General features: G+C 43.3%; 5 protein-coding genes. 3 read left to right on the forward strand and 2 right to left on the reverse strand.

What is annotated here, in order from left to right:
• The first annotated feature begins 2 nt into the window (after window positions 1–2).
• The 3 genes from AB4Z17_RS32630 (at window position 3) to AB4Z17_RS32640 (ending at window position 3116) form a co-directional block, all read left to right on the forward strand.
• Window positions 3–569, forward strand: coding sequence for a response regulator (locus tag AB4Z17_RS32630; RefSeq protein ID WP_441964514.1), 567 nt, complete (start codon window positions 3–5; stop codon window positions 567–569).
• Between the two features lie 138 nt (window positions 570–707).
• Window positions 708–1997 carry a nicotinate phosphoribosyltransferase gene (locus tag AB4Z17_RS32635; RefSeq protein WP_441964516.1) on the forward strand — a complete coding sequence of 430 codons (1290 nt, stop codon included), beginning with the start codon at window positions 708–710 and terminating at the stop codon, window positions 1995–1997.
• A gap of 96 nt (window positions 1998–2093) precedes the next feature.
• Entirely contained in the window at window positions 2094–3116 is a 1023-nt protein-coding gene (locus AB4Z17_RS32640) for an S-layer homology domain-containing protein (RefSeq protein WP_441964518.1), read from the forward strand.
• Between the two features lie 49 nt (window positions 3117–3165).
• Here AB4Z17_RS32640 and AB4Z17_RS32645 read toward each other — a convergent pair whose 3' ends face one another.
• Window positions 3166–4044, reverse strand: coding sequence for a tetratricopeptide repeat protein (locus AB4Z17_RS32645; RefSeq protein WP_441911734.1), 879 nt, complete (start codon window positions 4042–4044; stop codon window positions 3166–3168).
• 27 nt (window positions 4045–4071) lie between these two features.
• Complete coding sequence (locus AB4Z17_RS32650; protein ID WP_441964520.1) at window positions 4072–5037, reverse strand: ATP-binding protein; 966 nt, start codon at window positions 5035–5037, stop codon at window positions 4072–4074.
• Window positions 5038–5720 lie beyond the last annotated feature (683 nt).

Consider the following 5720-nt stretch of genomic DNA (forward strand, 5'->3'; position numbering starts at 1 on the left):
GCATGCTGCTGGGCGCCCTCGCTTCCTTGCTTGACTTGGAAGAGGATATGAAGGTCGTCGGAAGAGCAAGCAATGGAGAAGATGCCATAAGTCTTGTGCATGAGCATAAGCCTGATATTTGCATTATGGATATTGAAATGCCCGCCAAGACTGGGCTTGATGCTGCTGAGGAGCTGAAGGGCCAGGGCTGCAAGGTCATTATTTTGACGACATTTGCAAGATCCGGTTACTTTGAGCGTGCTCTCAAAGCGGGAGTTAGCGGCTATTTGCTTAAGGACAGCCCAAGCGAGGAGCTTGCCAATTCGATTCGCAGCGTGATGGCTGGACGACGGATATTCGCATCGGAGCTTGTAGATGAGGCATATGGACAAGAAAATCCGTTAACAGAGCGCGAGAAGGAAGTGCTTGTGCTCGTAGCAGATGGGAAAAACACGAAGGAAATTGCAAGCGAGCTGTTTATTACGACGGGTACCGTTCGCAACTATATATCTGTCATTCTTGATAAGCTTGACGTCAGCAACCGCATCGAGGCGATTACTCGGTTTAAGGAAAAGGGCTGGTTCAAATAATGTACCAGTACAAGAGCACCGAAGTGAAAATATGATGCGTTATTGAGCGGAGCTATTCGATCTCAACGGCGCTTTTTTTGTTTTCAAGAGTTAAAGGAACGGGTATTGGAGAGAGTACTAGGGAAGGGAGTTAATGGGATGAGTTATACAAATTTGACACTTCATACAGATRAGTACCAAATAAATATGATGTACGCGCATTGGCTGCAAGGAAGCAAAGATGAGAGGGTCGTATTCGAGGCGTATTTCCGCAAGCTTCCCTTTAATAACGGCTTTGCTGTATTCGCAGGTTTGGAGAGAATTGTGGAATACATTCAATCGCTTCATTTTGGAGAAGAGGAAATTACATATTTGCGTACGCAAGAAGAGAACTACAAAGAGGAGTTTCTTGATGAGCTGCGCAGCTTTCGGTTTACAGGCAATATTTATTCGGTAGAGGAAGGAACGCTCGTTTTTGCGAATGAACCATTGTTCTGCGTTGAGGCACGCGTATTTGAAGCACAGCTCATAGAAACGGCTATCCTCAATATGATGAACTATCAAACGTTGATCGCGACGAAGGCAGCTCGAATTAAGCAGGTTGCTCCAGATGACGTATTGCTTGAGTTCGGAACGAGGCGTGCGCAAGAGGCAGATGCAGCGGTTTGGGGAGCAAGAGCTACTTATATTGCGGGCTTCCATGCGACGTCTAATATGAGGGCTGGCATGCTGTTTGGCATTCCTGCCAAAGGCACGCATGCCCATTCTTGGGTGCAGGGGCATGATACGGAGGAGGAAGCATTTCGCGCTTATGCGGAATCGCTGCCTGACTATGTAACTCTGCTGGTAGATACGTACAACACGCTCAAAAGCGGAGTYCCCAACGCGATTAAGATCGCCCATATGCTAGAGAGCCAAGGTAAACGAATGAATGCGATCCGCCTTGATAGTGGCGATTTAGCGTATTTATCACAAATGGCGCGGAAAATGCTCGATGAAGCTGGTCTGCCTTATGTGAATATCGTTGCCTCCAGTGACTTGGACGAAGCTATTATTTCTAACCTAAAGTCGCAAGGCGCAAAGATTGATGTATGGGGTATCGGTACGAAGCTGATTACCGCAGCGGATCAGCCTTCACTCGGCGGTGTGTACAAGCTTGTCGCGCGTGAGAAAAACGGGAGCTACGAGCCGGTTATCAAAATTTCAGCAAATCCAGAGAAGATATCGACACCGGGTTTCAAGCAGCTTTACCGAATCATTAACACATCAACTGGAAAAGCAGAAGCAGATTATATTACGCTGAGGGATGAGCAGCATGTAAATAGGGGAGAGCGAATTAAACTGTTTGACCCGGTTCATTCTTATATCCATAAATTTATTACTCATTATGAAGCGATAACATTATTAAAGCCGATTTTTGCAGATGGCGAATTAGTATATGATGTATAGGTGTTATAAGCAGCGGTTTTGTCGAAAATGAAGGGAAATCCACTGGTATTGTTGAATGAATAGCAGATACATTTCATTAAACATGGAGGTACTGGTATGAAAAGAAGGGAAAAAGCTGTTTTGATATGGCTGACAATCTGCTTAATGACGTTTTCATTCGTAATGCCAGCTGCTGCAGCTGAGATTTCGAAGGATAAGTATACATATTCGATTTCGAAGAAATCGGGCGAAGTGAAAGAGACGTTAACGTTCAACGATCTAGGAGATGTATATAAGGATGTTACAATTACTTCGATACTCGTTCCTGAAAAAGCAGTTCTGAGCTATACAGCAAAGGTTGATACTAGCGTTGTTGTATTTGGTTATAGCTTGGTAAATGGTGTTTTAGTTTCGAGTCCAGTACCTTGGACGATAAACGGCAAGAAGGAGCTCGTTAATGCTTTACCCGCTAATACGACGGGAACAGTAACCTTTGATTATGGCGTTCCCTACTATGAATTGTTCATCTTAGATGAGGCAACAGGCGACAGGGCAAGCTACTTCTTTAAGATTGACACGAGTGCAGCAGTAGGCGATCAGCCTGATGCTTGGGCAAAGATAGAGGTAGATGAAGCGATATCAATCGGGCTTATTCCAGCGGAGCTGCAAAACAACTACAAGAAGCTAATCACACGTGCAGATTTTGCGAAAATTATTATTAGGTTGCTTGAAGTAGAGAAAAGCCAAACGATTGATGAGATTTTGGCAGAAAAACAAGTTGTCCTGAGCGATAATCCATTTACGGATACGAAGGTTAAAGAAGTAGTAGCTGCTTATTTGATGGGTATCGTCAAAGGTAAAGGAAATGGAAAATTTGATCCGAGCGGAAGCATCACGAGGCAAGAAGCAGCGGTCATGCTTACGAACACAGCCAAGGTGCTTGGCTATAAGGTTCCAGCTGACGCTTCGGCATTTGCAGACAACAGCATCATAGCAAGCTGGGCTAAGCCGAGCGTTGATTTTGTGTCGATGCATGATGTCATGAAAGGCATTGGAAACAATAAATTCAGCCCAAAAGGCACGTATACGCGTCAACAAGCTTATATAACGATTATGAGGCTGGATATTGTGCTTAAATAATATAGGCATGGCATCGATTTGAGTAAAAAAGAAGGTGAGCACAAGCTGCTCACCTTCTTCGTTTCCAGCCAAACACTTTTACATGCACGAGCAGCCTTGTAATCCAGTGCGTCGCGACATAAAGAATAATAAATAATATAACGAGCGGCTTAAAGACAATCCAAATCACAATCCAAATGAGAAGAACCTGCCAGGGCTTTAGCTTTTTCAAGAGATTTCCCGGCAAAAGCATGATACGATAAAATTTATAATTTTTTTGCAGTCCTTCGAGAAACTCCTGGCGAATTTGTTTGTCTTCAGGATCTAATCTAATCGCGTTCTTGAGCATGAGCAGATAGTCGTCGTAATCGTTCCGTCTTTCTGCTGACCATGCCAAATATAAGTAAACCATATCAGACTCGACATCAAGCCGCAAAGCTTGATTAGCCAGCATTTTTGATTCGGCAAAACGATTCAACAAGGCTTCATTATAGCTTAAATTAGCGAGATACAATGAATTTTCAGGAGAGATTTCAAGTCCTTTCAATAGCAAATCACGGGCTTCTTCATACCGTCTTGTCTTATTATATATATTAGCCAGCAAGAAATAATAATGTGGTTCATAAGGATCAATTCGCTGTCCTTCGGCAATCGATTCCAAGGCTGCTTTCCAATTTTCCATCGAATAAAAAGCATTGCTGCGAACAAACCAGGCTAATTCATTTTCCGGGTCGCGTAGAAGCGATTGTTCTGTCCAGTGAAGGGCTTGATCCAGATTATCCATGTATAGACTAACTTGCCCGAACAGTGCATAGGCATAGGGGTCCTCGGGAGTATCCTGAATTAGCGCAAGCGCCTCAACAGAAGCTTCCTTAAACTTTTTCCAACCCATGAGCTGTTGTATTCGCTCGTATCGTTTACTGGTCATTTCCTCTTCTATTTCCATCATAACTATGTCTACCTCGCTATATCGGATTTATTTCAAACCGCTTTGTTTCATATAATCGAGAACGATTTGATAGTCCTGATTAATATCGCTGAACGTAGCATAGTTTTTGGCTGTGGCAAACCAATCGAGAGTGGTCGCCTTTCGGTTTTTCGCAGCTTTTTTCAAATCGTCCTGAGATATGGGCTGAATTTCTCCAATATCGAGTGTACGCTCCAATGCGCTCTCAACGGCATCCTTCACGATTTGCTCCAGATCCGCTCCTGAGAAATGTTTGGTCTCCTTCGAGATTTTATTTAAATCAAGCGGGGAAAGCGGCTTTCCAGCTAGCTTTAGCTGCAGGATGGTTGTACGCTCCGATTCTTCAGGCGGCGGTACAAAAATCATATGATTAAACCTTCCGGGTCTGCGCAGCGCGGAATCAAGGTACCAAGGGGTATTCGTCGCTCCGATGACAAATACTTGATCATTGAACGTACGAAGTCCATCGAGCTCCATTAGAAGCTGATTGACGAGTATGCGGTCATGATGCTGACGCATCTGATTGCGGCTGCCGCCCATCGCGTCAAGCTCATCAATAAAGATGACGCACGGTTTATTTTCCCGAGCCTTCTCAAAAATGTCATGCAAATTGTTTTCGCTTTGACCCACGTACATGCCTAGAATAGCCTGCAGCTCAATGTGCATAAAATTAGCATCTATTTCTCCAGCAACCGCTCGTGCAAGAAAGGTTTTGCCGCAGCCTGGAGGCCCGTAGAGCAGAAGGCTGCCGCCTGCTTCCTTGCCATAGGCTGCAAACAGCTCAGGCTGCTTCAATGGCAATATGAAATTCATGCGTATTTTTTTCTTAACATCCTCAAGCCCGCCTACGTCCGCAAAGGTTTCCTCAGGCTTTTCGGATTCAACTAAATCTTTACCGTTATTATCAAATCGAAGCACCTTCAGCTTGCTGCGGCGTCGATCAGCAAGATCATCACGGTCGTTATGATCGGACATGGTCATCATCCTTTTTTAAAACAAATTTGCTACTAGTGTACCAAATTTTGAGAGTTTACAGTGTGTTTTTATATAGAAATGTAATAGAGTAGGGCTTCTCTTGTGAAGTTTATGGATTCAACTTCCAATAAACCTCATATGGACGATGTTGTTGGGAATAGCACTAGAARTTAGCTCTATTTCCGCCGAACCGGCCAAATTCGCACAAATAGAACTAAAAACTAGTCTAATTTTCATTACATATCCTCGAATATGCTTCAAATGGACAATGTTGTGGGCGATAGCACTAGAAATTAGCTCTATTTCCGCCAAATAGATCAAATGCGCACAGATAGAACTAAAAACTAGTCTAATTTTCATTACTTATCCTCGAATATGCTTCAAATGCACGAAGAYGTTGGGAATAGCACTAGAAATTAGCTCTATTTCCGCCAAACTGACCCAATTCGCAMAAATAGAACTAAAAACTAGTCTAATTTTCAAWRCTTGTCACCAAATATGCTCCAAATGGACAATRTTGTTGGGAATAGCACTAGAAATTAGCTCTATTTCCGCCAAATGGACCAAATTTGCAAGAATAGAACTAAAAACTAGTCTATTTTTCAATACTTGTCACCAAATATGCTCCAAATGGACAATGTTGTTGGGAATAGCACTAGAAATTAGCTCTATTTCCGCCAAAC

This window comes from Paenibacillus sp. TAF43_2 (assembly GCF_052113545.1).
Lineage (GTDB): Bacteria > Bacillota > Bacilli > Paenibacillales > Paenibacillaceae > Pristimantibacillus.

Bases quoted from the DNA above. Each gene is read 5' to 3' on its own strand.
- AB4Z17_RS32630 (WP_441964514.1), top strand. From the start codon at position 3: ATGCTGCTGGGCGCCCTCGCTTCCTTGCTTGACTTGGAAGAGGATATG.
- AB4Z17_RS32640 (WP_441964518.1), top strand. From the start codon at position 2,094: ATGAAAAGAAGGGAAAAAGCTGTTTTGATATGGCTGACAATCTGCTTA.
- AB4Z17_RS32645 (WP_441911734.1), bottom strand. From the start codon at position 4,044: ATGATGGAAATAGAAGAGGAAATGACCAGTAAACGATACGAGCGAATA.
- AB4Z17_RS32650 (WP_441964520.1), bottom strand. From the start codon at position 5,037: ATGTCCGATCATAACGACCGTGATGATCTTGCTGATCGACGCCGCAGC.